We start from the raw sequence: 26,447 nt of genomic DNA on the forward strand, positions 1-26,447 counted from the left end.
TGGTGGTCACCGCGGCCACTGCCGCCGTCATCGGTTTCGGGTGCGCCTTCCTGCTCCCCGACCGGAACGACGCCGACACCGCCGCCCCCACACCCGACGCGCCTCCTACGTCTGCCGCGCCGCCCACGTCCGCCGCCCCGCCCACCGCGGGCGGCGGTGCGGCAGTCGACCCCGACGGTGCCGGCACCCTCCGCGAAGGAGCGGCAGGCCCCGAGGTGTCCGACCTCCAGGAGCGGCTGCTGCGCATCCCGAACGTCTACCAGGACGGTTCCACCAGCGGACAGTACGACGCCGGCCTCACCGAGGCGGTCGCCCGCTTCCAGCTCTGGTACGGCATCCGCGGCGACGAGACCGGTGTCTACGGCGACGACACGCGCAGGGACCTGGAATCCCGTACCGGTAACGGCTGAACCTGCCCCTGCCCGTCCGGCGGTCAGCGCGCGGAGGTGTCCACCAGGGCATGGGTGACCGCCCGCACGCTGCGCGCGATGTGCTGCAGTTGGAGAACCTCCGCCGCGTACAGCTTGATCGTGTGCTCGATGACCGACTCGGGCAGACCGAGTGCGGGCAGGTCGGCGCGCGCGGTCTGGAGGGCGGTGCGGGCGACGCGTATCTCGTGCTGGACCTGGATCTGCGCGTGCCGGGCGAGGAGGACGGGGTGGCGGATCAGGGCCGGGTAGCTGGCGTAGCGGGCCGGCACCAGTTCGCGCAGCCACTTGGCCGCCGAGCGCTCCCAGTCGTAGCTGCCGGGGGTCTTGACCTGGCAGGGCCAGTCCGGGCTGATGCGCGTGGTCGTCAAGGGCATGATCATCGCTTCCGGGTGTGCGGCGTCGTGAGGGGTGGTCCGACGGTTTTGGCGGCCCCGGCCTAGGGGATGGCCGGGGCCGCCGCGGGCGCTCGCGCAGGCGATGCCCGTTCGAACACCCTCGGCGCCGACGCGGGTAGGAGTCGGCGGCTTCGGGCGTCCGGGTGTGAAGTATTTATATATGCCGTCTGCTTTGCAAGACGCATGAAAACATTCATGCGTAGTTTGGGGCGATTGGTGCCCTTGTGATCCCCTGTGGGGCGTGCTGTGGGGGTGTCGGCGCTCAGTCCCTGAGGAAGAACTGGTGCTGGTCGGAGATCTGCTCGTACTCCTCGAGCCGGGCCTGGGTGCGCTCGGGGTCGGCGTCGGTCATGGCCTGCAGCAGCGCCGCGGCGATCACGCCGGGCGCGGCGTAGGAGTCGAAGACCAGCCGGGAGCCGGTGCCGGTGGCGAAGGTGACGTCGGCCTCGTCGGCCACCGGTCCGAGCGCCAGGTCGGTGATCAGCGCGACCTTCAATCCGGCGTTGCGCGCGACCTGGACGGCGTTGAGGGTCTCCTGGGCGTGCCGGGGCATGGAGAACGCCAGCACCCACGTGCCGCCCGCCTCACGGGACTGCAGCAGTGCGTCATAGGCGACGCTGCCGCCCCGCGTCACCAGCCGTACGTCCGGGTGGACCCGGCGAGCCGCATACGCGAAGTACTCGGCGAGGGACACGGAGATGCGCAGGCCCAGGACGGTCAGCGGCGTCGACTCCGACAGCTTGCGGCCGGTGTCGATCACCTGGTCGGGATCGGCGAAGTCCCGTCGCAGGTTCTCCAGGTTCTCGATCTCGGCGTCAACGGCCGCCTGCAGTTCGTTGCCCTGGTTCTCCTCGGCCGCCGGAGGGCCGCCGGCGAGCGTGCCGAGCGCGATCGACTGGAGCTTCTCCCGTAGCGCGGGGTAACCGCTGAAGCCGACCGCCGCGGCGAACCGTGTCACCGAGGGCTGGCTGACGCCCACCCGCTCGGCGAGATCGGTGATCGAGAGGAACGCCGCTTCGGTGATGTGCTCGATCAGGTACTGGGCGATACGCCGCTGTCCCGGCGACAGCCGCGGCCGGTCGAACAGCGTCCTGAGCTGGGAACTCGGAGCGGCCTCCGCCTCCGGAGCCGATTTGCCCGAGGTGATCGCGGACGCTTGTGCACGTGCCTGCTGCGGCGATGGCACCGGTGCGCCTCCTTTGTCTCCCACAGTCGTTCAACATAGCTCACACACCGTGGTGACCAGGGCTTGTGCGAGGGCATCTCCAGCGCGGCAGACCCCACCGTCACCGTCGGTAGATCGTGATCGAGTGACCGACTGTGTCGATGGGGCGACTGCCGTCGATCAGCTCGGCCAGCCGCCCTTTCGCCTTGGCGACCTTGGAGTCCGACACGACCAGCAGCCCGCGCACCTCACGGGCGGGCACAGTGCGCGGGTCGGTCGCGTCGATGCCGTAGTACGACGGCACCCCGCTGCCCTTGTACACCAGCCAGATCCGCTCACCCGGATAGCGCTCCCGCAGCCGGTCCGCGAGCCGTCCCAGATCCTGGCCCCAGTCCACATTGGAGTCGTGCAGCCGCAGATGTGTCTTCGCGGGCCCGCCGAACGCCTCGTTGGAATACGGCAGATAGTAGGGAAACGTCCGCAGCGAGCTGACCGCCACGAACAGCACCAGCGCGCCCGTCGCCACGAACCGCCACCGCCACCGCAGTGCCAGGACACCGGCCGCCGCCACCGCGAGGAACATCGGCACGAAGACGGCGTACCGCGTGCCGAAGTCCCGCGTCCCCTCCATGGCAGCGGCCGACAGGACGGCGGGGGCGAGCAGCAGATACGGCGCCGCGGGCCGCAGCCGCCGAACCGCGAGCAGTGCGACGGCGCCGGCCGCCCACAGTACGAGCATGCCGAGTGGCGTCTTCACCAGCAGCGCCGCCGGGAGGTAGTACCACAGCGACCCCGTGTACACCCGCCCGAACAGGAAGCTCTCCCAGGGCCGGGTCTCCAGCCCGAACTGGATGCGCATACCGTCCCGGTACGCCTCCGGCAGCGGCAGCAGATCGACCAGCAGCCCCCGCAGTCCGCTCACCGACGGCACATGCTGCTGCGGCGTCCAGCGCAGCCGCGGGTCGACGGCCAGATAGGTGGCCCATACGACGGCGATCGCGGCCAGCGCCAGCACGCCCGCGCCCGCGGCGGCCCGGAGCAGCGCCCTACGACGGTCGTTCCACGCGCCTGCCCGGCGCCCGTTCGCCTCAGCTGTCCACACCGACACCCCGGCGAGCACCACCAGCACCGGAACCGCCGCCAGCGCGCTCATCCGCGTCGCCAGGGCCGCACCCAACGCCACCCCGGCGAGCGGCAGATACAGCCGTGGCCGGTCCCGCGCCCGCCACAGCAGCCACACCGAGGTCAGCAGGAAACCGGCCGCCGGTACGTCGAGTGTGGCGAGGGAGCCATGGGCGATGACGTCGGGGGAGAAGGCGTACAGCGCGAGCGCCGTCAAACCACCCGCCGCGCCCACGAGTTCACGGGCGAAGGCGAACACGACCAGCCCGAACAGCAGCGTCAGCACGATCACCGGAAGGCGGGCCCAGAACATCAGCTGCCACGGGTCGTTGCCGGACTTGTACAGCAGATGCCGCCCCATCACGCCCTGATCGCTCGCCAGCGGCCGGTCGACATGCGGATCGGCGAGCGCCACACCGACGCCGATGACCAGCTTCCCCAGCGGCGGATGCTCGGGGTTGTAACGCAGGCTGTGGTCGTGCAGATAGGCGGCGGCCGTGCCGACATACACGGGCTCGTCGATGGTCGGCGTCTGCTGCACCGCGGTGGTCACCATCGCCACGGCCATCTGGGCGAGCAGCAGCACCACAAGCAGCGGCACCAGCAGGCGCCTGCGCGACGGGCGTGGCGAGGCCACCGCCGTCACGGTCGGCGGAGGGTGTCCCTCCGTCCCGGGATCGAGGACCAGTTCCCGCTGTTCGCGCGTCATCATCCGCCCCGCGGTGACACCGGCCGCGCGGTGACGGGAGTGATCCAGAGCCGCCTCATGGGGCTACTCTGCATCAGCTCCCGCCACGTCGGGGCGTTACCGCTTCAGGAGTCGTACCGACAGACCATCCGCCGTGTAGACGGGTACGGCCCGCAGCGTGTCCGAGTTCAGCTCGATACGGTCGAATTGGCCGCGCAGCACCGGAGCGCCGATCACACGCACCGTGCTCCCCGCGGCCGGCGGCCTGTCGGCGTCGAGCCGCATTGACAGCGAGCTGCCCTTGCCGAGCACCGCCCGCCGCGTGACCTCCAGGGCGGGACCGCGACCCGAACGCAGCGTCACCTCGAGCGCGGCCGACTCCTGCGCGTACGTGCCGTGGATCTTCACGGTCGACTTGGTGGCCACCCGCAGGGTGCCGCCGGTGACCCGCACTTCGCCGTGGCCCAGGGCGTGCGCCGAGGCGGCGACGAGGACACCGTCCGCCAGCACGGTCCCGCCGGTGTACCGGTTGTGGCCGGTCAGGGTCAGCGTGCCGGTGCCGCGCTTGGTGAGGCCGCCGTCGCCGTCGATGTCGTTGCGCCAGCTGTCGGCCGCGCCGAAGCCGCCGGCCGAGGCGTCCAGCGTGACGGTCACCGCCGAGTCGAAGGCACCGTAACCGTCGGCCGCCGCGAACAGGTTGAGCCGGCCCCACTGCTCCCAGCCGTCCAGCAGGACGTAGCCCGAGGGCAGCGCGGTCGTCCGCAGCACCTCGCGCCGCTGCTCCGCGTCGAGGTACGGCAGCCGCGTCTCCAGCAGCACCTCCGCGCCCTTCGGGACGGTGAGCGGCCGGCCGCCGCCGCGCCGGTTCAGCACGTACGTCAACTTCGGCTTGACCGTGCAGGCGTTCGCGGCACGGTCCGCATACGGGTCGGTGTCCGTGCCCGCCGAGTGCGCGTAGGTGTACAGCGTGTCGGCCGTCGTGCCGGTCTGCTCCTGGAAGTACGCCAGGGCCTGGGCCCGTGCCGCCTTCTTCAGGGGCGCGTTCGCCGGGTCGGCGAGGGCGGCGGCGGCCAGGGCGGTGGCCATGACGCGGCCGCCGATGACGTCGACCGTGGAGTGCATGCCCGACACGATGCGGGTGTGGCTGAGCTCGAAGGCGCGGGTCACCATCTCCTGGAAGCGCTCGGGGACGGCGTATGCGAAGGCCAGGGCCGCCAGGTGGATGGCGTTGGTGTGCCCGCTGGGGAAGCCACCGTCCTCGGCCGGGGTCTCGCCGCGCTGCCGCAGCAGCTGCGGGGCGACGATCACGTCCGACTCGTAGACGGGGAAGCCGAACGCGTCCTTCTTCCCGGTGTCGACGACCTCGCTGTCCTCGTTCATGCGCCACGGACGCGGGTACTGGAAGGCGAACTTGGCCGGGTTGCTGGAGGCGAAGGGGCCGCGCACCGTGTCGACCAGCTTGGCCACCTGACCGAGGGCCGAGTCGTACGACCCGGCGCCGAGCGCGGATCCGGCCGGGGCGTCTGCGGGCAGGGTGTCGCTGATCTTCGCGGCCGGGGTGCCGTCCGGCGCGCTGGTGATGGACGTGACCGCCTTGGCACCCGACTTGTACAGCTCGGCCAGCGGGCCGAGGCCGCCGATCACCGAGTAGCTCTGGTGCTGGCGGTCGTAGATGAACGCGTCCTTCGCCTGGGCGTCCGTGCGCGTGGCCGTGATGCGGGCGCAGTAGCGCATGTTGGCGCGCAGCACCTCGGGCATCAGCGGTATGCCCGTGTTCCAGGCGCCGCCGGTCTTCCAGACCTTCGCGAAGCCGCCGAGGGCGCGGACCACCGCGTTGGTCTCGGGCGTCAGGTTCGCCGTGACGTTGGTCTTGTAGTCGTCGACGAACGCGGCGGCGGTCGTGGCGGCCTTCGCGTCGGCGGCGCCGAGCCACGCCGCGAAGGTGGGCGCGGCCAGGACACCGGCCGAGACACCGAGGGAGGTCCGGAGGAATCCCCTTCTGTTCACGGCGAGTTCACTGACCGGCGCGGTGGACCGGGGCCCGGCGGATGACGGCATGCTGCTGCCTCTCTTGAGTTCTTCGACCCTTCGGCCGGGGATGTCGTGCGATGACAGCCTGTGGGGCGGGGAGGACGTACGAGTCGTGCGACGCCCCATGAGGCTTACGAGCGAAGATCTACGGGCGAGTTGTGTCGGACGAGGGTGGGCCCGCCGTCCGGCAGGTGTCACAGAAGTGAACGCGCCAGCGCCACCGCCCCCTCGACCGGCGGCATCCGCAGCGGCTGTGGCCTGGCTGTGGGCACCCTGTCCGTGAGGGCGGAGGTGAAGGCGTCGTACAGGGCGGGCTGGGCGAGCACGGTGCTGCCCGCGATCACGACGTCGTCCACCACGACCCCGCGCGCGGCGAGCCGTTCGACGAGCGCGGCCAGCGACCGGCCGCCGTCGGCGATCACCGCACGGGCGAGCGGCGAACCCGCCTCGGCGGCGGCGAACACGGCCGGGGCGTGCCGGCCCCACTCGGCGGAGATGTCCTCGGCGGCTTCCAACGCCGCCCCGATCGCCGGGACTTCGGCGACCTCGAAGGAGGCGACGAGAATGAGGGCGAGGGCGTCGGGCTCCTCCCCGCGGTCATGGGCCGCCCACACGGCGCGTGCGGCCTCGCGGACGAGACCGGCGGCGCCGCCCTCGTCGCCGAGGACCGCGCCCCAGCCGCCGACCTGGACGGGGCGGCCGTCGGCGAAGCGCCCCACCGCGACCGAACCGGTGCCGGCCACCAGGCCGACGCCCTTGTCCAGGCCCGCCGCGGGGACGAGGAGTTCGGCGTCGCCCACGACAAGTGCGGGCGCGTCGAAGTGGAGTTCCAGCGCGGTACGGATCTGGGCGCACTGACGGGAGGTCTCGCAGGCGTGACCGCCCACGGCCAGAGCGGACGGGCGCGAACCCGCCGGCAGGGCCTCGGCGGCCAGCACGGCCAGCCAGCCGGCGGCGGCCACGGGGTCGTGCGGCCGCCAGCCACTGCTGGAGCGGACGTGATCGGCGACCGGCGTGTCGCCCGCGAAGGCGCGCAGATGCGTCTTGGTGCCGCCCACGTCGATACCGACCACGAGAGGGCCAGAAGGTGAAGCGTCCTGCACGGATCCTCTTTCGTCGTTGCACTGTGCTGCGACGGCGGGCGAAACCGTGTCGGGAGGAAGGGCAGTTGAAAAATTTAGGGAAGCCCCGGGACGGGCCTCTGACGGACCACGGCAGGCGAGTACCGTGACTTCGTTAGGAAGTTAACTAACGAAGTACAGTGCGTCAAGAGAAATCGCGCACTCGACCACCGGGCGGGCCCGAGAGGGCCCCGCGGGGCGGGAGCGCCTGACGTCATGGCATCCCATCGCCGCATCCCGTGGAGAGGTACGACCCCGGAGCGCGGCGCTCGACCTCGCGTGGGAGAACTGTGGAACACGACGTGGCGGAAGCACCCCGCCTGACCGAGAGCGCGAGCGCGGTGTTCGCCGTGCTGGCCCGGGCGGGCACGGCGACCCGGCCGCAGCTCGCGAGCCTGGCGGGCCTGTCCAAGCCGACGGTGTCCTCCGCCGTCGCGGAACTGGAGAGCGCCCATCTCGCCGCACACTCAGGCACCGCCTCCGGCGCCACCGGACGCTCCGCCGCCGTCTACGGACTCGGACCGGCGGCCGGTGCGGTGCTCGCCGTCGACCTCGGCCCCGCCCTCACCCGGGTACGCGGCTGCGCCCTGGACGGCACCCTGCTCGCCCAGGCCACCGGCTCCCGGGACGAGGCCGCCGACGTCGTGCGCGAGGCCGTCTTCGCGCTGCCCGACGGCGCCCCGCTGCGCTCCATCGTCTTCGCCGTCGGCGATGTGCCGGCGGGGGAGGGGGGCGTAGGCCAGCGCCCCGCGACCGCCAAGGCCGGCCCCCTCTTCGACGCCATGGCCGTCGCCCTGCCCCGGGGCGTGCCGGTCCACCTCGAGAACAACGTCAACTGCGCCGCGCTCGCCGAGCTCCACGAGGGCGCCGCCCGTGGCCGGAACACCTTCGGCTATCTGCGGATCGGCGTGGGTATCGGCCTCGGCATCGTTGTCGGCGGCCAGGTGCTGCGCGGGGCGAACGGCGCCGCCGGTGAGCTCGCCCGGCTGCCGTACCCCTGGGACGAGGGCCGGGAGCCCCACCAGGACGCCCTGGAGGAGTACATCGGCGCCCGTTCCCTGCTGCGCCGGGCCGCCGAGGCCTGGCCGGACGCCGACGGGTCCTGCCCCCGCACCGCCGAGCAGCTCTTCGCCCTCGCCCAGGAGGGCCGAGCCACGGCCCGTACGGTCGTGGACCGCCACGCCGCCGACATCGGCCGCCTCGCCGCCGCCGTGACCGCCGTACTGGACCCCGGACTGATCGTCCTGGGCGGCAGCACCGGCGCGGATCCGCAGCTGCTGCCGGGGGTGCGGGCCGAGATGGCACGCCTGAGCTGGCCCACCGAGGTGGTGAGCAGCACGGTCGGCGATCTCGGCACCGTGGTGGGTGCTTCCCGGCTCGCGGTCGCCCGAGGAGTCCAAACCGTGACCGACGCCGCGGGGGCCAAGGATTGACGGGTTCCGGCTCGGTCTGCCAATGTCCGGACAAGCGCTTTCTAAGTCGGCCGGGACGCCGGCTTGGAGCGAGCGTCCTGCCGGTACTCGACGTACGGCAACCGCACGAGGGCGTGCCCGTGCGGTGACGGCCACAACGGCCGGGGACCCTCGCCCGTGAGGATGACGCGGCCGGGCGAGGCCGCGCCCCCGGAAAGCCACCTTTCCTGCAAAATGCATCAGTGCCGCCTCGGTCGGCGCCGTGCTCCGTCCCCTGTGACGAAAAAGGGATCGAAGATGATCAATGTAGGTGCGCGGCGCTCCCGCCGACTCGGCCGCGGCGGCATACGCCGCCTGGTCCCCCTCGCTGCCGTGGCCACGGCAGGTGCCCTGCTGCTCTCCGCCTGCGGGTCGGACTCCGGCTCGGGCGGCAACTCCAAGTCGCTGACGTTCTGGATCTCCACGGTTCCGGGGCAGGACGCGGGCTGGAAGAAGATGGTGGCGCAGTACAAGAAGGAAGCCGGCGTCGACATCAAGCTCGTCAACATCCCTTACGACGGCTACACGGCGAAGCTCCACAACGCCGCGCAGGCCAACTCTCTGCCCGACGTGGCGGCCGTCCCGGCGCTGGACCCGATCTGGTCGAACAAGCTGATCGACCTCAGCTCCATCGCCAACAACAAGAGCAACAAGATCAACGCCAACTTCCTCGCCAAGGACTCGTCCGGGAAGGTGCTGTCCATCCCCTCGGACGTCACCGCGTCCGGCATGTTCATCAACAAGTCGCTCTTCGAGAAGGCCGGCGTCTCCTTCCCGACCTCGCCCGAGAAGACCTGGACCTGGACCGACTTCATCAAGGCGGCGAACGAGGTCCGGGAGAAGACCGGCGCCAAGTACTCCCTGACGTTCGACCAGTCGCCGTCCCGGCTCCGCGCCATGGTGTACGAGATGGGCGGGAAGTACGTCCACGCCGACGACTCCGGCAAGTTCTCGGTGGACGCGGCGACCAAGAAGGCCGTGAACACCTTCGTCGGATGGAACGACGACAAGACCATGCCGAAGTCGGTGTGGACCAGCGGCGCCGACCCGTCGGCCATGTTCCAGAGCGGTGACGTGGTCGCCTACTGGTCCGGCGTGTGGCAGGTTCCCGCCTTCGCGGACAGCATCAAGAAGTTCGACTGGGCGAGCGTCCCGACTCCGGCCCAGCCGGTGCAGGCCAGCGACGTCAACAGCGGCGGCATGACGGTGGGCTTCAACAACAACGGCGACGCGGCCACCGCCGCGACGAAGTTCCTGTCCTGGCTGTACGAGCCGGCCCACTACCAGGCGCTGTGCGAGGCGTCCGGGTTCCTGCCGGTCGAGACCGGTCTGAACCCGAAGTACCCCTTCAAGTCCGAGGCGGCTCAGGCGGCGTTCAAGCTGTACAACGAGTCGATCCCGCTCTACGACCCGATCTCCGGCTACTTCAACTCCGCTCAGACGGACTGGGTGCTGAAGGGCAAGAGCCTCACCGAGGACCCGACCAAGACGGAGCTCGGCAAGGCGATCAACGGCCAGCAGTCGGCCGACAAGGCCCTGGAGAACATCGTGGCCGGCTACAACCAGCAGGTCGGCGGCGGATCGTAAGCCACAGGGCCGGGCGGCGGGGTCGAACCGCCGCCCGGCCCTGTCGCCCATGTGATGCCGGGCTCATGGCGTGAGCCCACAGGGAATCCATTCCACCAGCACGGAGTCGGGAAGATGACAAAACGCGCCTCGGACGTGTCCGTGAGCCCGCGCAGGAGACGCAACACCTACACCATCGCGCCGCTCGTCCTCATCGCGGCCAATGTCGTGCTCTTCGCGCTGTTCTTCGTCTGGCCGGCGGTGATCGGGCTCGTCTACTCGTTCACGAACTACACGGGTGTAGGGGCGTTCCAGTTCATCGGACTGGACAACTACCAGAACCTGTTCGGGGACTCCACCTTCTACGGGGCGCTGACCCGGACGCTGCTGTACACCGTGCTCTTCGTTCCGCTGAACTTCGCGCTCTCGCTGTTCGCCGCCAACTTGGTGGTGAGCAAGCACGCCAAGGGCGCGTCGGTCGCCCGCGTCATCTTCTTCATCCCGTGGCTTCTGTCGCCCATCGTCGTCGGTGTCCTGTGGCGGTGGCTGTTCGGTGAGAACTTCGGACTGGTCAACTACGTCATCGAGAAGCTCGGCGGAAGTGCCGTTCCGTGGCAGTCGAACGCGGACCTGTCGTTGATCGTCGTGGTGATGGCGGCATCCTGGGCCTGGACGGGCTTCTCGATGCTGCTGTTCATCGCGGCGATCAAGAACGTACCCGTGTCGTACTACGAGGCGGCCTCGCTCGACGGCGCCGGCCCCTGGCGCCAGTTCATCAGCATCACCCTGCCGAGCATCGCGCCCACCTCGTTCATCGTCATCCTGCTCAACACGATCAACGCGATGAAGGAATACCCGGTGTTCGTCGCCCTCAACAACGGCGGACCCGGAACGTCGAACAACCTGCTTGTCCAGTACATCTATGAGACCGGCTTCAAACGGGGCCAGATCGGCTACGCGAGCGCCGCGTCCTTCGCGCTGATGCTCATTCTGATGGCCGTCGCGATCATCCAGCTGATCGTCAACCGGCGGGTGGAGAACCGATGACAACCACAGACCTTCCACGCCCGGTCGACGCCGATCCCGGACGGGCCGTCTCCACAAGGCGGCCCCGCAGGGCGGGCAGCGGTGGGCTCCGGCGGGCGGTGCCCGCGACGACACTGCTGTGGATCATGGCGTGCCTGTACGGGTTGCCGGTGCTGTGGTTCATCCTCAGCTCCCTCAAGCCGGCCAGCGACCTGTTCTCCTATCCGCTGACGCTGGTTCCGGACGACCCCACCCTGTCGGGTTACCTGACGGCGTGGCGCAGCGCCAACTTCTCCCAGTACTTCATCAACACGACCATCGTGTGCGTGATCACGACGATCCTCACGGTGGGAGCCAGCTGCTGCACGGGGTACGCCCTGGCCAAGTACGACAACAAATGGCTGAAGGCGTTCTTCATCTGCATCCTGGCCACCACGATGCTGCCCGGCGAGGTCATGCTCGCCCCGGAGTTCCTGGTGGTCCGCGACCTCGGCCTCTACAACTCGTTCGCCGGCGTCATCCTCCCGGCCGTGCTCACCGCGACCGGATGCTTCATGTTCCGCCAGTTCTTCCTGACGGTCCCCGACGAACTCGTGGAGGCCGCCCGCATCGACGGCGCTCGCGAACTGTCGATCTTCCTGAGGATCATGGTGCCGATCTCCCGGCCCATCATGCTGACGCTCGCCATCCTGTCCTTCCAGTGGCGGTGGAACGACTACATCTGGCCGCTTCTGATGCTCAACGACCCCAACAAGTTCACCGTGCAGATCGGCATCCAGAGCCTCGTCGGGGCGCAGAACATCAACTGGTCGGTGCTGCTCGGCGGATCGGTCATCTCCATGATCCCGCTGATCGTCGTCTTCCTGGTGTTCCAGCGTTACGTCATGAACGCCAACATCAACGCCGGACTCAAGGACTGACCGTGCCCACCCCGCTCGACCACGAGTTCGTCCGGTCGGCGGCCCGCGCCGCCGACCGGCTGGCCGCCCCGCTGGCGGCCGGCCCCGACGAAGAACTCGCCGGAGTGACCCACCGCGCTCTGGCACGCCGCGTGAAGACCCTGGTCGCGGCGTACCGTTCCCCGGACTCGGCACTGCACGGCAGCAGGCAGGCCGTCGCGGCCACGATGGCCCACCTCCGTGCCCTGCTGGCCGTGCAGACAGCCTCCGGCCTCTTCGCCGGCGGCGACAACGTGCAGTCACCGCCGGACTCCGCGTTCACCGTCAACGACGTGTGCGACGCGCACGTCCTCGCCACCGGCGCGGGGCCCGAACTGCGCGACGTCACGGCCGCGCTCGCCGAGATCGCCGGTGCCGCCACCGGCAGTCTCCTGACCGGCGGGGTGCACACCCCGAACCACCGCTGGGAGCTGAGCGCGGCGCTGGCCCGGCTGCACCGGTCGTTCCCGGACGACCGGCTGCTCGACCGCGTCGAGGAGTGGCTCGCCGAGGGCGTCGACATCGACGCGGAGGGCCTGTACTCGGAACGCAGCGCCAACTACGCGGCCCACGTGTCCAACCCGTCGCTGCTGCTGCTGGCCGAAGTGCTCGGCCGTGCCGACCTGCTGTACGCCGTCGAACGCAATCTCGCCACGACCCTGCACCTCATCAGGCCGGACGGCACGGTGGAGACCGTCCACTCGCGACGGCAGGACCAGAACCACCCGTTCCCCCTGGCGCCCTACCTGCCGCACTACCGGCTGCTCGCGATCCGCACCGGCCGGGGCGACTTCGCCCGGGTGGCGCGGCTGGCGGCCGCCGGCGGTATCGACGACCCCGACCTGCTCGCCGAGACCCTTCTCACCCCGGACCTGTGCCTCGCCCTGCCGGCCCCGACCGTGGAGCCCCTTCCGCGCGACCGGTACCTCACCACCGCACGCCTCGCCGCACGCGCCTCGGCGACCGCGCACACGGTGGTGTACGGCGGCTCCGACGTGCCCGAGCACCGGCGCATCCGCTCGGGCCTAGCCTGTAATCCCACCTTCCTGCGCCTGTTCGCCGGCGACGCCGTCCTCGACGCGGTCCGTCTGACGCGGGGGTTCTTCGACCTGGGCCCGTTCCGCGCCGCCGACATGCAACAGCTCGCCGACAATCGGTACCGGCTCACCGAAACCCTCACGGCCGCCTACTACCAGCCGCTCCCGACGGACCAGAGGCGGGACGACGGCGCCTATCGGCTGGTGGACGAGGGACGCTTCTCGGCCGCGATGGCCTTCCCGGACCGGCCTCGGGACGAGGTCTCCCACACGACCCGCGTCGACGTGGAGCTGAAGGAAGACGGCGCCGACCTGCGGATCGACATCAGCGGACCACGGGTGCCCTGGGGCCTCGAACTGACCTTCCGGCCGGGCGGTGTGGTGGGGGGCGCCGTACCGATCGGCGACGGACGCTGGTGCCTGACGACCGGGCCGCTCACCTATCGGGTCGCCGGCGACGAGATCCGGGTCGAGGTAGGCGTCGAGGCGGGCGAACCGCTGGCCGGGCCGGACCGGAGCGACGTACTGCGGTACGACCCGGGGCAGGACTACACCGTGGTGGGCGGCACCGATGCCACGACCGGGAACCGTGTCTACATCGGCGGACTCGGCCCGCACACACTGACCGTCGCACTGCGCGCCCGCCGGCCCGCACCTGTCAATTGACCCCGACGACCCACGCCAAGGCCTCCTCCGGTATGAAGGGCTGAGGACAGACAGATGCATCTCCCACACCAGCGCGGCCCGTTGCACGACCTGCCGGACACCCCCGAGGCATACGACGCCGTCCTCGCCGACGTCACCGAGCAGGCCCTGGCCCGCATCACGCCGGACGGCAATCTCGAACACCCCGACGCCGTCGACGACATCGGCGACACCTCGCTCGGCATCACCTCGCTGCTCGCCTTCGCCTGGCACCGCACCGGGGACCCACGACTGCCTCAGGCGGTGCGCCGCAGCCTCGCCTTCCATCTGCGCGAGCGGGTGTACACCGAGGACAACCCCGGCTATCCCAATCTGAGGGAGCGCAACTCCCGCCTGCCGTACGCCCGTTACACCCTCGCGGCGGGCGCACACCCCATCGGGGACTGGCCCAGCACCGTGTGGGCGCTGCTCCAGACGGTCAATCTGCTGGACACGACGGACGGCCTGGTCGACGACGAACAGCGCACCGAGCTGCTTGAGTTGGCGCACGGCTACTGGCGCTGGCTGACCGAGGCGACCTTCTTCAACCCGCAGGAAGCGGGCAACCAGGCCATCGGCTGTGTGGTCGGCGGCCTGATGCTGGCCCGTCATCTGCCGGAAGAACAGGGCGAGGGTGTCCGCGCACGGTCGCTGGAGCTGTACGCCGACAAGATCCGCGCCCACCGGGTGCGCGACCGGGGCGCCCTGCTGCCCCCCGAGCACGGCGGCGCCTACGACAACAACTACGGCCCGATCTCCCTGTCCTTCCTCGCCCAGGCCCACCGGGTCAGCGGCGAGGAGATCTTCGCCGAGGACGGCGACACGCTCGCCCGCTACATCGACGCCCGCCTGACGACCGGCGGCTTCGACAACGGCGGCCCCCGCTACAGCGAACAGCACTCCGGCTTCGAATCGGTCCTGGGCCTGCGCTACTTCAGCCGCCGTATCGGCGCCGACCTCGGCCGCTACCGGGGCGACACCCGCTGGGGCAGGCACGCGGCGCAGGCGGACGGCGGGATCGACGGCCACTTCGCGTGGATGCTGATCTGGCAGATCCAGGACGGCACACGCTGGCACCGGGAGCCGGCCACGTCGGCGGCCCGCCACCAACTGCGCTCGGGCACGGTCTCGGTGGCCTTCGACGACCGGATGACCCCGGCGGTGGTCGAGGCGGGCGGCACCTACTACCTGCCCGCCGCCGTCAACCGCCAGCACGGCTTCGGCCCGGTCACGGACGGCTTCCTGCACTGCCGCCCCATGGGCGAGGTCCGCGTCCGCGACCTGAGCGCCGACGGCCTGAGCGCCAAGCTGGTCAGCAAGCCGGTCGTCGGCCGCGACCACGTCCTGCGCCATGTCCGGTCCCTGTACGTCACCGACGGCACGCGGCTGTGGATGACGGTGGCCGTCGAACTGCTGCCGGGATCGCCGTACCTGCTCGCCGGACTGCCGTACGCCGCCGACGACGGAGACCGTGTGCGCAGGGTCGCCACCGGCGAGGTGACGGCGGCGGGTGAACTCCGTCTGACCCACCCGGAGGCGGAGCGCACGGACCACTTCGACGCCCGCTCGGAGACGACCCAGGAACTGGCGGCCTTCGCCCTGGCCGCCGATCCGCGCGGCTACGGCAACCCGGACGCGGGCTGGCGTCACCTGGTCGCGTCCACCGCGCTGGAGGCCGAACCGGCGCCGGGCGCTCCCGGTGACCTGCACGTCTTCGCTGTGCGCTACGGCGCCGGGGGCCCGTTCTCCCCGGCGTTCGAGCTCGGGGAGCAGGGGCTGGCGGTACGGACCGAGGCCTTCACCGCCGTGATCGGGGAACCGGCCGGCGACGAGCGAGGGGAACCGCTGCTCACCCTGCGCGGCTGAGCCGCAGGGACGTGGGGACGACGAGGTCGGCGCGGTCCCGGGTCGCGTCGACCAGGTCGGCGTTGCGCTGGTCCGTGCCCAGCACCCACGCCACCGCCTCCGCATGGCCCTTGCCGAACTCCTCGTGCCGGGCGATCAGCCGCCGGATCCGCTCCTCCTCGTCCAGTTCGCAGAACCACACCTCGTCCAACTGCGCCCGGACACGCGCCCACGCCCCCGTCCCCAGCAACAGGTAGTTGCCCTCGGTCACCACCAGCCGGGCCGTCGGCGGCACCGGAATCGCGCCCGCGATCGGCTGCTCCAGCACCCGCTCGAAGCCCGGCGCGTACACCGTGCCGTCGACCTCCTCCCGCAGCCGCCGCAGCAGCGCCGCGTACCCCGCCGCGTCGAAGGTGTCGGGTGCGCCCTTGCGCTCCCGCAGATCCAGCCGGTCCAACTCGACGTCGGCCAGATGAAAACCGTCCATGGGGACGTGCGCGACCCACTGCTCCCCGGACGCGTTCAGCTCCCGTACGAGGGTCTCGGCGAGCGTCGTCTTGCCCGCGCCGGGGCTGCCCGCGATACCGAGGACGCAGCGGCGGCGGCCCGAGGCGAGGCCACGGGCGCGGGTGAGGAGGTCGTCGAAGGTCACAGGCACACAGCAGAGTGTGGCACCCTGCCCGGCGATGAGTTGCGCCGATGCGGGGAGTCGGTGAAGGACGAGGTCGCGTCAACGCAGAGCCACCGACAAGGAGGGAGCCGCCGCCATGTCGGACGACGAAGCGCGGATCCGCACCCTGATCACGAACTGGGCCGAAGCCGTCCACCGGGGCGACCTCGACGGCGTACTCGCCGATCACGCCCAGGACATCGTCATGTACGACGTACCGCCGCCCCACGAGGGCATCCACGGCCTCGACGCCTACCGCGCGAGCTGGCCGCCGTTCTTCGCCTGGCAGGCCCAGGGCGCCTCCTTCGACATCGAGTCCCTGGACATCACCGCAGGGTCCGACGTCGCCTACGCACACGCCCTGCTGCGCTGCGGCACCCCGGAGGAACTCACCGAGCGCCCCACCCTGCGCCTGCGGCTCACCCTCGGCCTGCGCAAGGAGGACGGCCGCTGGCTGGTCGCCCACGAGCACCATTCGTTCCCGCACGACTGACATCGGGCGTCACGCTCCTGGGCGCACACAGAGAGATTGCAATGCCCTGCCCGGGATACTTTGTCCATGTTTCCGGGGCTCCCGCCTCCAGTCCTTCCGGCTGGCGGGCGGAGGCAGCCCACGACATACAGGGGTGAGGGGTGGACCATGGCGCACGGGTCGAACGCCATGCTCGTCGGTAGGGGAGGACGCGACGAGGCGACCGTGCCCGGTGCGTTCGGCTGGGCCCGCGGCAGGGGCCCGCTCGCGGCGGTCGCCGGCGCCTTCACCCTCGCCCAGCTCGCGCTCGTCCACCCCTCCATGGGCCTCGGCTGGGACGAAACCGTGTACGTCAGCCAGGTCGGCACCCAGGCACCGGCCGCCTTCTTCAGCGCCCCGCGTGCCCGCGGAGTGTCGGTGCTGGTGGCTCCCATCGCCTCCTGGTCGACGTCCACCACACTGCTGCGCGTCTACCTCGCGCTGCTCGCCGGAGTCGGCCTCTACCTCGCCCTGCGCACCTGGCGCGGACTGTTCCCGGCCGGCGTCCTCGCCACCGCCGGCGCCCTGTTCGCCACCTTGTGGGTGACCCTCTTCTACGCCCCGCAGGCGATGCCCAACTACTGGGTCGCGATCGGCGCCCTGGTCTGCGTCGGCTGCCTCCTGCGTGCCCGCTCCGACCGACAGGACCGGCGGGCCCTGTGGGGCGTCGCGGTGGGCGCCGCGCTCATGGCGTTGATGCGGCCCACGGACGCCGCCTGGATCGCGCTGCCCCTGCTGGTTGTCGCGATACGTCAATGGAGGCTCGCCCTCGCCCTGGTGGCGGGACTCGCCTCCGGTGCCGTCACGTGGGTGATCGAGGCGTTCGTCAGCCACGGCGGCCTGGGTGAGCGGCTGGCGGAGGCCTCCCGGATCCAGGGCGGACTCGGCTGGCACAACGCCGTCGACGACCAGCTGCGCAGCCTCGTCGGACGCACCCTGTGCCGCCCCTGCACCGCGGAGATGCCCAACCCGGCGGTGACCCTGTGGTGGTTCGTGCTCCCGCTGCTCGCCGCCCTCGGCCTCACGGTCGCCGTGCGCGCCGGACGCACCGCCCACACCCTCGTACCGCTCCTGTGCGCCACGACGGCCGCCGTTCCCTATCTGTTCCTGATCGAATACGCCGCCCCCCGCTTTCTGCTGCCCGCCTACGCGCTGCTCGCCATCCCCGTCGCCGACGCGCTGCGGCACCTGGTCAGCGCGCCGAGCGGGCGATGGCGGCCGGTCGTCGCGACACTGATCGCCGTCGGGCTGGCGGGACATCTGGCCGTGCAGTACGTCGTCCTGGAGCGCGTCGTGGAGCGCACGACCGCCGACCGCCGTGACTGGACCCGCAGCGCCGCCGAACTGCACCGCCTGGGTGTGCGCCCGCCCTGTCTGCTCAGCGGGCACGAGGCCATCCCCGTCGCCTACTACACCGGCTGCTCCTCCGGCGCGATCCGCGGTCACAACGCCAACATGACGCAGGCGGACATCCTGCGCGCCGCACGCACGATCCCGGTCGCCGCCCTCACCCCGCCGGGCGGCACCCCGCCCGGATACGCCCGTACCTGGCAGACTCACCGGCTCGACGGTCTGGACGTCCGCATCGCACCGGGGCCCACATGACGGCAGAGCACGTCCTCGCCCCACCCCACCGAAGACGCGCCTTTTGGCACACCGCCCTCACCCTCGCCGTGCTGGTGGGCGCCGGGTATCTGGCCCGGCGGCACTGGCCGGTGCTGGAGACCGGAGCCGTCCGGCTCGCCGGCGCCGACCAGGGCTGGCTGTTCGTGGCCGCGTCCGCCGCGGCCATGACCTGGCTGTGTGCGGCGCTCGCCCAGCAGGGTGCCGTGACCGCGGGGCTCCCGCCGGGACGGCTCGTGGCCGCGCAGTTCGCCGCCTCCGCCGCCAACCACGTGCTGCCCGCCGGGCTCGGCGCGGGCGCGGTCAACATCCGCTTCCTCATGCGCTGCGGTATGTCGGCCGGGCGCGCGGCGACGGCCCTCGCGGTGAAGGCGGCCGCGGGCGGTGTGGTCCGCGGCGCCCTGATCGCCGTACTCGCCCTGGCCTGCCCGGGAGTTCTGCTGGTGCCGTCCCTGTCCGGAGGAGGCGTGGCTGTCGTCTTCATCGTCGCGGCCGGCGCGGGGGCGGTCCCGCTGAGCAGCGGGCGCTGCCGACGGGTTCTCGGCGCCGTGGTGGCCGACATCCGGGCCGTCCACGCCCGCCCCCGGCGTGCGGCGGCCCTGTGGGGCGGGTCGCTGGCCTTCGCCGCGCTGCACTGCGCGGTGCTGATCGCGGTCACCCAGGCCGTGGCGCTGCCGCTGTCCCCGGCCAGGGTGGCGCTGCTCTATCTCGCCGCGAGCAGCGCCGCCGCGCTGCTGCCCACCCCCGGCGGTCTCGGCTCCCTCGACGCCGCGCTCGCCCTCGCGCTCACCTCCCCCGGCGCTCCGGCGTCCGGCGCCGCGTCCGCCGTGCTGGGCTACCGGCTGCTGACCATGTGGCTGCCGCTCGTTCCGGGGCTGCTGGTGCTCGGGTTGCTGATCCGGCGCCGGGCGCTGTGAGGAGTTTCCGGCGTGCCGGGTTCAGGTAGGAGTCGTCTATCGGTTCGGACGCGAGGGGGAGTGCGATGGCAGGCGAGGAGACCGGTGGCCGGCTGGGGGAGGAGTTCTTCACTCCGGGAGGCTCGTCCTTCACGGCGTTTCTGGCGGCGCACCGCCCCGAGTTGCTGAGCACCCGCAGCCCGCTCCCGGACGGCCTCCGGGCCGACCCCGACCGCGTTCCGCACGGCACCACGGTCCTCGCCCTCACCTACCGCGACGGCGTGCTGATCGCGGGAGACCGCAGGGCCACCATGGGCAACCTCATCGCCCAGCGCGACCTGGAGAAGGTGCACCCCGCCGACGACTACACGGCCGTCGCCTTCGCCGGCACGGTCGGCCTCGCTGTGGACATGGTGAAGCTGTACCAGGTCGAGCTGGCGCACTTCGAGAAGATCGAGGGCACGGCGATGAGCCTCAACGCGAAGGCACGCCGCCTCGCCGGCATGATCCGCGACAACCTCGGCCAGGCCATGCAGGGTCTCGCTGTCGTCCCGCTCCTCACCGGCTACGACCCGTCTGCCCCCGAGGGTGAGCGGGGCCGCATCTTCAGCTTCGACGTCGCCGGCGGCCTGTACGAGAAGACCGACTTCCACGCCGAGGGCTCCGGATCCCCGTACGCCCGCGGCGCGTTGAAGAAGCTGTTCCACAAGGGCATGTCCCGGCGCGACGCGGCCCTGGCGGCACTCCAGGCGCTGTACGACGCCGCGGACGACGACTCCGCGACCGGCGGCCCCGACATCAATCGCCGGATCTTTCCCATCGTCTCGGTCATCACCGAGGAGGGTTTCGAGCGGCTGCCCGATCCGGAGACGGAGGAACTGAGCCGCGAGATGGTCGAGCAGCGCCGCGGGAGCCCGGACGGACCGACCGCGACGGCCTGACGACGGACCGCCGCGGCCTCTGACATTGGCCTTTCCCCGACCATGGTGAAGAGCTGCCACGGGCTTTACTGCGCAGCGATTGCAAGTGCCGCAGGATGGCGGAAGGCTGCGCAGTGCGGCCGTTCACCGACAGAAAGCCCCTGATGACGGCCGCCCCCCCTGACTCCGCTCCACACCTCCCCGCCACGCCTTCCGCGAACGGCTCGGCCTGGCACCGCGTCCACACTTCCATGACGCGGCAGGAGCGGATCAGGGTCGGGGGCACGGCGCTGACAACCGGGCCCCCGACCCACCCGACCTACGTCCGGAAGTTGATCCGTTCCCGCACCACTGGGTAACCGGCCTTGGCGAAGTGCGCCGCCATGGGGAAGTTGCCCTGGTCCGTTGCGGCGGAGACGAATTCAGCGCCCTGTTCGACGAGGAAGCGGGTGCACTCTACGAGCAGGTCGTAGGCGTAGCCGTGTCCGCGCTGTTCGGGCAGGACGCCGATGAAGCCGATGCAGGGGCCGGACGGGTTGTGGGCCGGAATGTGGATGCCGACCGGCTCGCCCGCAGGCGTGCGGGCCACCTGCCACCATTCCCGGGGCGAGGGGCACCAGTGGAAGAAGTCGAGTTCCTCCTGGGCCGCCTGGTCGACGCCGCCTGAGTCGATGGCGGCTCGGGAGTGGGCGTCGAGGGTGACGGAGTGGATGCGGCGCAGTGCGTCGTAGAAGACCGCGTCGTCCGGCTCGGGCTCGAAGAGCAGGCGTCCGGGCCGCTCGGGCAGCCCGCACTCGGGGGTCCAGCGGTACAGGAAGCGCTCCACCAGCAGCTCGAAACCGGCGGATCGTACGGCCGTGAAGCGGGCCTCGGCAGCCGCACGCATCTGAGGCGTGTTGCGCCAGCCGCCGGGCAGGTTGAACTCCAGTTCCTCGACCTGCCAGGGCGCAGTGCGCAGGAGTTCGGCTCCGGCTTCCTCCTCGCCGTCGGCCACGTCGAACCAGTTGATGTTGATGGGCTCGGTGTCGTCGGGGCCGCCCCACCAGGCCGCGCGGGCGACGACCGTGCCGTCGCGCAGGGCCACCCGCTTCCAGTCGGGGCGATGGTGGGTGAGCCGGTGGGCCTCGCGGGCGCCCAGCGGGTCGGGGGCCGTGTCGAAAAGATGGGCGTCGCTCTCGTCGAGCGTACGGATGACCAGGTCGGTCACGGATTCCTCCGGGATGGGTACTGCGGGGAGCGCTCCCGGTCGGTCACACGAAGCACGCCGGGGCAACGGAAGGGGAGCGCTGGGTGGTGGTGAACTGCACGGCACTCGCCTCCTTCCGGCCATCTCAGGGCGTGATGTCAGACAGTACGGGGGCTGCGCCGCACCCGTCCATCGCTTTTCCCACCACGACAGCCGCCGCGGGGAGGTCGCTTAAGCGCGCCTTATCCGTGGATTAAGCGATCGTGCCGCCCATCGACCTGCCCAAGTGGCCAGAGGTAAAAGGGAGGCGACTGAGAGCGCTCTCAGATCTTCGTCAACTACACGGGAGACAGCCCCACATGACACCCCGTCACCAGCGCACCCTCGGCCGTCGCAGGTTCCTGCTCGCTCTCGCGGGAGCGGCAGTGGCCGCGCCCGGCGTCGCCGCGATCGCCCCCCACGCCCTCGCCGGAGACACCACCAAGGCAGCGGATGGCGCCCTTCCGCTGACGCTCGTCAACAACAGCGGTTCCTTCGACAACGCCTCCGTCCACGTCTACATCGTCGGCAACCAGGACGGCAAGCAGGTCCGCGTCACGCCCGACGGCGCCCTCGCACCGATCGCCGCCTCGGACAACGGCGCCGACGGTTTCACCGACTACGCGATCAGCCTGGCCGGCAGCGGCGAGACCCGGCTGACCCTGCCGTACATGTCGGGCCGCATCTATGTGTCCCTGGGCGAGAAGCTCAAGCTCAAGGCAGTCACGGACGGCAACGGCAACGCCGCGCTGCAGTACCCGGCGGGCTGGGTCGAGTCCGACCCCAACTACCCGGTGCTGCACGACTGTGCCGAGTTCACGTACAACGCGGCCGGCATGTTCTGCAACACGACCATGGTCGACATGTTCAGCGTGCCGCTGAGCATCCGGCTGACCGGCGCCAAGGACCAGACGACCGGCACGCTGCGCGACGGAGGCCGTGCGGCTGCCTTCGCCGCAGTCCGGGAGACCGAGGGCTTCGGGTCCCTCGTCGTGGACGACACGCGCGTCATCGCGCCCGGTCATGGTCTGGACGCGGGCCTGTTCGCGGACGACTACCTCGCCCCGTACATCGACGAGGTGTGGAGCGCGTACGCCGGGCGTGACCTCAAGGTCACCACCAACGCGGGCACCTTCACCGGGCGGGTGCGCGGCGACCAGCTCGCCTTCGAGGGGCCCGCGGCGGTGTCCTTCGCCAAGCCGTCGACCCGGGACGTGCTCTTCTGCGACGGCAGCCTCGCCGCGCCCAACGACGGCACGACCGGTCCCGTCGCCGCCGTCCTCGGCGCCGGTTTCAACCGCTCGACGCTGGTCTCCAGCGCGACCCAGCCGGTCACCGATCCCGCGGCCTTCTACACGACCGGCCTCACCAACCACTACGCGAAGGCGATGCACGCGGCCACCGAGGACGGCAAGGCGTACGGCTTCGCCTTCGACGACGTCGCCGACTTCGCGTCGTACATCCAGGACACGGCGCCCACGGGTGTGCGGCTGACGCTGACGCCGTTCTAGGGGCCGTGCACCGGGCGCCCCACGCGCTTCTGCCGGCCCCTCGGGTCACATCCGTCGGCGCCTCCGGATGCAGGGCGGGCCGCCGCGATCGATGGTGATAGTGGACCCGATGAACGCAGCGGGGCCGTAGCAGCGATCCGGACCCGAGGAGCAGAGATCATGACGACGTCACAGTCAGCGTCGGGGCCGTCCGAGGACCGCGCCACCCCGGACGACCTGCTCCACGCCCGCACCGGCACCGATGTGTCGCCGGAGGACCTGGTGCTTGCCTCCGGCAAGGACATCACACCGCGCAACATGGAGTGGGCGAAGCGCAAGCTGGCGAAGGAGGGGCCGGCGGCACTCGACAAGATACTGCCGTAACGCTCCGCTGGGGGTGCCGCGATAGCGCCGTGGACTGTCTGCCGTCTGCCGTCTGCGGCGCCGTCGTGGCTGGGCGCGCCGTTCCCCGCGCCCCTTCGGGGGCGCTAACCGTCGTCGTCCGCGGCTACGCACAGCACCGGCACCCGCTGGATCAGGTTGTTGGCGAAGCCGCCGCGGTTCCAGGGGGGCTGGAGCGGCTGGGTGTGGCCCTCGGTGTCGGTGGCTCGTGCGCTGAGCACATGCTCACCGGGCGTTGCCGTCCAGGTGAAGTGCCACCGGCGCCACGCCCAGCGGTGCCCGTCGTCCGGCGTCAGCTCGGCCTCGTGCCAGGTGCGCCCGGCGTCTGTGCTGACCTCGGCCCGGGTCACCGGTGCCTGCCCGGACCAGGCACGCCCCTCGATGGTGACCGGCCCTGGCCGGACGATGCGGGTCCTGGACATGAAGTCCGGGAAGCCGGGCGGGACCAGCAGGGCGCGTGGTGCGATACGGGTGACCGGCTCGCCCTCGTCGCCGGGGTGCTGCCTGAGCCGGTAGGCGACGGCCTGCTGGAAGCCGGTGAACGGTGTGTCGGTGGCGGTGATCTCGCGCAGCCACTTCACATGCGCCATCCCGTACCAGCCGGGCACGACGAGGCGCAGCGGGCTGCCGTGCTGCGGCGGCAGCGGTGCGCCGTTCATCGCGTACGCCACCAGCACCTCGGGCTCGGCGCCCGTCGCCACGTCCACGGGCAGCGCGCGCCGGTAGTCCTGCTCGACGCCGCGCTCCACGCCGTGGTCGGCGCCGGTGAAGACCACGTCGACCGCGTCGGAGGCAAGGCCCGCCTCCGCGAGCAGCAGCCGCAGCGGTACGCCGGTCCAGTCGGCGGTGCCGACCGCCTCGACGAGCCAGGGCTGGCTCACCGGCCGGGGTGTCAGCAGGGCGCGGCCGTTGCCCGCGCACTCCAGCGTGACACGCGTGGTGACCTGGGGAAACGACCGGAGGTTGGCGAGGTCGAGCCGGAGCGGGCGGTCGACCAGGCCGCCGATGGCCAGGGTCCAGGGCTCGTCCTGGGGGACGTACGGGATGTCGTAGTGCGTGAGTACGTAGTGCAGGCCCGGCGGCGTGACGTCGTAGCGCAGCGCCTCAAGCGGCAGTCCGTGGTTGCGGGTCGCGAGAGCCAGCTCGTCCCGGCCGATGCCCTCGTCGGGGTCGGCCAGCCGGGCGGGTGCGCTTGCGTCACCGAGTCGATGGCCCATGGGGGCATTATCGCGCCGCGAGGTCAGTTGGCGCAGCGCCGGGCGCAACTTCCCACCGTTCTCAGCGACTTACGGGAGCCCTGCCCGACCAGGTGGTTGCCGGTTCACTCTTTCGCGAGAGGTCGTCCGACTGACAGACTCCGGAGGTGCCCGACTTCGACATGCTTGTCATCGGATCCGGTCCGGGTGGCCAGAAGGCCGCCATCGCCGCGGCCAAGCTCGGCCGCCGGGTCGCCGTCGTCGACCGCCCCGACATGGTCGGCGGGGTCTCCATCCATACCGGCACCATTCCCTCCAAGACGCTGCGCGAGGCGGTGCTCTACCTCACCGGACTCACCCAGCGGGATCTGTACGGGCAGAGTTACCGGCTGAAGGAGGACATCACCGTCGCCGACCTGACCGCCCGCACCCAGCACGTGGTCAGCCGCGAGGTCGACGTCATCCGCAACCAGCTCTCCCGCAACCACATCGCCCTGTACGCCGGTACCGGCCACTTCATCGACGACCACACCGTCGCCCTGCGCGAGGTCACCGGCCATGAGCGGCTGCTCAGCGCGGAGCACATCGTGATCGCGACCGGCACCCGGCCCGCGCGGCCGGACAGTGTCGAGTTCGACGGCCGGACGATCATGGACTCGGACAACGTCCTCACCCTCGAACGCGTACCGCGCTCCATGGTCATCGTGGGCGCCGGAGTCATCGGCATGGAGTACGCCTCCATGTTCGCCGCGCTCGGCAGCAAGGTGACCGTCGTCGAGAAGCGTGCCACGATGCTCGACATGTGCGACGTCGAGATCATCGAGTCGCTCAAGTACCACCTGCGGGACCTCGCGGTGACATTCCGCTTCGGCGAGACCGTCGCCGCCGTGGAACGGCATCCGCGCGGCACACTGACCATTCTCGAGAGCGGCAAGAAGATCCCCGCCGACGCGGTGATGTACTCGGCGGGCAGGCAGGGCCTCACCGACGAACTCGACCTCGACAAGGCGGGCCTGACCGCCGATCCGCGCGGCCGGATCAAGGTCGACGAGCACTACCGCACGGAGGTTCCGCACATCTACGCCGTCGGCGACGTCATCGGCTTTCCGGCGCTGGCCGCCACGTCGATGGAGCAGGGGCGGGCTGCGGCGTATCACGCGTGCGGGGAGCCGGTGGGCCGGATGCACAACCTTCAGCCGATCGGCATCTACACCATCCCGGAGATCAGCTTCGTCGGGCGGACCGAGGACCAACTCACCGAGGACTCCGTGCCGTTCGAGGTCGGTGTCGCCCGGTACCGGGAGCTGGCCCGCGGGCAGATCGTCGGCGACTCGCACGGCATGCTGAAGCTACTGGTGTCCCCCGAGGACCGCTCCCTGCTCGGAGTGCACTGCTTCGGCGCCGGGGCCACCGAGCTGATTCACATCGGGCAGTCCGTGATGGGCTGCGGCGGCACCGTGGACTATCTGGTCGACGCGGTGTTCAACTACCCGACGCTCGCGGAGTCGTACAAGGTGGCCGCCCTGGACGCCACCAACAAGCTGCGCCAGATCGACCGGATCGGGGACTGACACGGGTCAGCCGGGCTCCTCGGTGGTCGCTGAACGAGCCTGAATACCGATTCAGACACGCGACTTGAGTGGTCGTCGGGTGGGGCTATCATCACGTGCACACAAGGCGTGACCATCTGCCGACACAACGCTGCCGGTATCCGCCGCCCCCCTTGTGCCGTCCGTGCCAGTGAGGTCAACCCTCGCCGGTGCGCGGCGGGTTCACCCCCCACCCCTACGCCGCCGCGGCATGCCCGGGGCGGCGTGCACGACCGAAAGCAGCACACGCATGAGCAACAGCAGGGGCAGAGGGCTCCAGGCCAATGCCCTCAGCACGTTCGACACCGTGGTGATGGCGGTCGCGGGAAGCGCGCCGGCGTACTCGATCGCGGCGACCACGGCGGTCCTGGTGGGTTCGGTGGGGGTGGCGAGTCCCGCGGCCCTGCTGTACTGAGCGATGACCA

General features: G+C 70.9%; 22 protein-coding genes and 1 pseudogene. 15 read left to right on the plus strand and 8 right to left on the minus strand.

What is annotated here, in order from left to right:
- On the plus strand, positions 1 to 410 hold a 410-nt coding region (locus ACTWQO_RS45360; RefSeq protein WP_443243253.1), incomplete at its 5' end, for a peptidoglycan-binding protein.
- 23 nt (positions 411 to 433) lie between these two features.
- Here the strand turns inward: ACTWQO_RS45360 and ACTWQO_RS45365 are convergent.
- From ACTWQO_RS45365 to ACTWQO_RS45385, 5 genes are all read right to left on the minus strand, one after another.
- On the minus strand, positions 434 to 811 hold the full coding sequence (locus tag ACTWQO_RS45365; protein WP_210570190.1) for a hypothetical protein: 378 nt from the start codon (positions 809 to 811) through the stop codon (positions 434 to 436).
- A gap of 277 nt (positions 812 to 1,088) precedes the next feature.
- Positions 1,089 to 2,012: a MurR/RpiR family transcriptional regulator gene (locus ACTWQO_RS45370; RefSeq protein ID WP_443243254.1), complete on the minus strand. Its 924-nt coding sequence runs from the start codon at positions 2,010 to 2,012 to the stop codon at positions 1,089 to 1,091.
- A gap of 100 nt (positions 2,013 to 2,112) precedes the next feature.
- Complete coding sequence (locus ACTWQO_RS45375) at positions 2,113 to 3,825, minus strand: phospholipid carrier-dependent glycosyltransferase (RefSeq protein ID WP_443243255.1); 1,713 nt, start codon at positions 3,823 to 3,825, stop codon at positions 2,113 to 2,115.
- 93 nt (positions 3,826 to 3,918) lie between these two features.
- Entirely contained in the window at positions 3,919 to 5,859 is a 1,941-nt protein-coding gene (locus ACTWQO_RS45380; protein ID WP_443243256.1) for a phosphatase PAP2 family protein, read from the minus strand.
- A gap of 167 nt (positions 5,860 to 6,026) precedes the next feature.
- Positions 6,027 to 6,935 (minus strand): N-acetylglucosamine kinase, encoded by a 909-nt coding sequence (locus tag ACTWQO_RS45385; RefSeq protein ID WP_443243257.1) that lies wholly within the window; start codon positions 6,933 to 6,935, stop codon positions 6,027 to 6,029.
- Positions 6,936 to 7,255: 320 nt separating this feature from the next.
- Between ACTWQO_RS45385 and ACTWQO_RS45390 the strand changes: the two genes are divergently transcribed.
- The 6 genes from ACTWQO_RS45390 to ACTWQO_RS45415 all read left to right on the plus strand — a co-directional run bounded on the left by ACTWQO_RS45390 (position 7,256) and on the right by ACTWQO_RS45415 (position 15,521).
- Positions 7,256 to 8,386, plus strand: a complete 1,131-nt coding sequence (locus ACTWQO_RS45390) for an ROK family transcriptional regulator (RefSeq protein ID WP_443243258.1) — start codon at positions 7,256 to 7,258, stop codon at positions 8,384 to 8,386.
- Positions 8,387 to 8,662: 276 nt separating this feature from the next.
- The gene (locus ACTWQO_RS45395; RefSeq protein WP_443243259.1) at positions 8,663 to 9,991 is read left to right on the plus strand and encodes an extracellular solute-binding protein; all 1,329 of its coding nucleotides are present in this window, start codon (positions 8,663 to 8,665) and stop codon (positions 9,989 to 9,991) included.
- A gap of 114 nt (positions 9,992 to 10,105) precedes the next feature.
- A complete protein-coding gene (locus ACTWQO_RS45400; RefSeq protein WP_443243260.1) occupies positions 10,106 to 11,017 on the plus strand; it encodes a carbohydrate ABC transporter permease in 912 nt (303 codons plus the stop codon).
- Positions 11,014 to 11,916 carry a carbohydrate ABC transporter permease gene (locus tag ACTWQO_RS45405; RefSeq protein ID WP_443243261.1) on the plus strand — a complete coding sequence of 301 codons (903 nt, stop codon included), beginning with the start codon at positions 11,014 to 11,016 and terminating at the stop codon, positions 11,914 to 11,916. Before ACTWQO_RS45400 ends, ACTWQO_RS45405 begins: the two co-directional genes overlap by 4 nt.
- A 2-nt stretch (positions 11,917 to 11,918) precedes the next feature.
- Positions 11,919 to 13,637 (plus strand): hypothetical protein, encoded by a 1,719-nt coding sequence (locus tag ACTWQO_RS45410; RefSeq protein ID WP_443243262.1) that lies wholly within the window; start codon positions 11,919 to 11,921, stop codon positions 13,635 to 13,637.
- A gap of 54 nt (positions 13,638 to 13,691) precedes the next feature.
- Positions 13,692 to 15,521, plus strand: coding sequence for a hypothetical protein (locus ACTWQO_RS45415; RefSeq protein ID WP_443243263.1), 1,830 nt, complete (start codon positions 13,692 to 13,694; stop codon positions 15,519 to 15,521).
- Here ACTWQO_RS45415 and ACTWQO_RS45420 read toward each other — a convergent pair.
- Positions 15,505 to 16,158 carry a nucleoside/nucleotide kinase family protein gene (locus tag ACTWQO_RS45420; RefSeq protein ID WP_443243264.1) on the minus strand — a complete coding sequence of 218 codons (654 nt, stop codon included), beginning with the start codon at positions 16,156 to 16,158 and terminating at the stop codon, positions 15,505 to 15,507. The genes ACTWQO_RS45415 and ACTWQO_RS45420 overlap by 17 nt on opposite strands.
- Positions 16,159 to 16,267: 109 nt before the next feature.
- On the opposite strand from ACTWQO_RS45420, the gene ACTWQO_RS45425 reads away from it, so the two are divergent.
- From ACTWQO_RS45425 to prcB, 4 genes are all read left to right on the plus strand, one after another.
- Positions 16,268 to 16,663, plus strand: coding sequence for a YybH family protein (locus ACTWQO_RS45425; RefSeq protein WP_443243265.1), 396 nt, complete (start codon positions 16,268 to 16,270; stop codon positions 16,661 to 16,663).
- Between the two features lie 147 nt (positions 16,664 to 16,810).
- Positions 16,811 to 18,286, plus strand: coding sequence for a hypothetical protein (locus tag ACTWQO_RS45430; RefSeq protein ID WP_443243266.1), 1,476 nt, complete (start codon positions 16,811 to 16,813; stop codon positions 18,284 to 18,286).
- Positions 18,283 to 19,221: a lysylphosphatidylglycerol synthase domain-containing protein gene (locus ACTWQO_RS45435; RefSeq protein ID WP_443243267.1), complete on the plus strand. Its 939-nt coding sequence runs from the start codon at positions 18,283 to 18,285 to the stop codon at positions 19,219 to 19,221. The genes ACTWQO_RS45430 and ACTWQO_RS45435 overlap by 4 nt, the downstream gene beginning before the upstream one ends.
- A gap of 65 nt (positions 19,222 to 19,286) precedes the next feature.
- Entirely contained in the window at positions 19,287 to 20,141 is an 855-nt protein-coding gene (gene prcB, locus ACTWQO_RS45440) for a proteasome subunit beta (RefSeq protein WP_443243268.1), read from the plus strand.
- Between the two features lie 298 nt (positions 20,142 to 20,439).
- On the opposite strand, the gene ACTWQO_RS45445 is transcribed toward prcB, so the two are convergent.
- Positions 20,440 to 21,327: a GNAT family N-acetyltransferase gene (locus ACTWQO_RS45445; protein WP_443243269.1), complete on the minus strand. Its 888-nt coding sequence runs from the start codon at positions 21,325 to 21,327 to the stop codon at positions 20,440 to 20,442.
- 338 nt (positions 21,328 to 21,665) lie between these two features.
- Here ACTWQO_RS45445 and ACTWQO_RS45450 point away from each other — a divergent pair, with 338 nt between their 5' ends.
- Positions 21,666 to 22,856, plus strand: coding sequence for a glycoside hydrolase family 64 protein (locus ACTWQO_RS45450; protein ID WP_443243270.1), 1,191 nt, complete (start codon positions 21,666 to 21,668; stop codon positions 22,854 to 22,856).
- 159 nt (positions 22,857 to 23,015) lie between these two features.
- On the plus strand, positions 23,016 to 23,219 hold the full coding sequence (locus ACTWQO_RS45455) for a hypothetical protein (protein WP_362950235.1): 204 nt from the start codon (positions 23,016 to 23,018) through the stop codon (positions 23,217 to 23,219).
- Positions 23,220 to 23,323: 104 nt separating this feature from the next.
- On the opposite strand, the gene ACTWQO_RS45460 is transcribed toward ACTWQO_RS45455, so the two are convergent.
- Positions 23,324 to 24,454, minus strand: coding sequence for a sulfite oxidase (locus ACTWQO_RS45460; RefSeq protein WP_443243271.1), 1,131 nt, complete (start codon positions 24,452 to 24,454; stop codon positions 23,324 to 23,326).
- 146 nt (positions 24,455 to 24,600) lie between these two features.
- On the opposite strand from ACTWQO_RS45460, the gene sthA reads away from it, so the two are divergent.
- Both sthA and ACTWQO_RS45470 read left to right on the plus strand, forming a co-directional pair.
- Positions 24,601 to 26,004: a Si-specific NAD(P)(+) transhydrogenase gene (gene sthA, locus ACTWQO_RS45465; protein ID WP_443243272.1), complete on the plus strand. Its 1,404-nt coding sequence runs from the start codon at positions 24,601 to 24,603 to the stop codon at positions 26,002 to 26,004.
- 268 nt (positions 26,005 to 26,272) lie between these two features.
- Positions 26,273 to 26,434 (plus strand): annotated as a pseudogene (locus ACTWQO_RS45470) (APC family permease); the annotation flags it as partial.
- Positions 26,435 to 26,447: the final 13 nt, after the last annotated feature.

This window comes from Streptomyces sp. 4N124 (genome assembly GCF_052245395.1).
Taxonomy (GTDB): domain Bacteria; phylum Actinomycetota; class Actinomycetes; order Streptomycetales; family Streptomycetaceae; genus Streptomyces.